Below are 557 nucleotides of genomic sequence, written 5' to 3' on the forward strand. Positions count from 1 at the left end.
CCGTTGGACTTGCCCGCCACGATCCGGAGGTTGATCCGGATGTCCATCGCCGCGCCGGCCACGAGGTTCGCGGCGCCGACGCCCTTGCCCGACCGGGTCATGCCCGCGATGACGAAGCTGGAGTTCTTGATGGGCAGGGCGATCGCGTTGCCGCGCTTGGCCCAGGCCACCGGGATGCCGTCCTTCCACGCATCGACCGGTCCGCGGTGGTCCATCAGCGGGCTGGGACGAGCGTCGGCGAACGGGTCCGCGTCCGACATCCACACCGACGCGCGGGACGCGGCACCGGCCTTGGTGATGTCGATCATCGACAGATCGCGGCCCAACGCTCCGGCGAACGCCTCGGCCTTCTGCTTGAACGCGGTGACCGTGACCGGGAGATCGAACACCGTGGTCGCGGTGCCGTCCTCGCCCCAGGCCGGGGCCGACAGGATCTTGATGCTCTCGCCCGGCTTTATAACCGCGGCCTTGGTCAGCGCATCGGTCAGGACCGGCTCGGACAGTGCGGGCGGGGCGGGCGCGTCGAAGACCGGCCCAGCCGACGCACCGTACGGGGA

At 70.4% G+C, this 557-nt stretch carries 1 protein-coding gene; it reads right to left on the reverse strand.

All coding sequences use genetic code 11. The features are described from left to right. A partial coding sequence (locus tag AC1DUE_RS20085; protein ID WP_477041174.1) for a hypothetical protein occupies positions 1-557 on the reverse strand: 557 nt, incomplete at both ends.

The sequence above is a fragment of the Cellulomonas sp. P4_A2 genome (assembly GCF_056402515.1).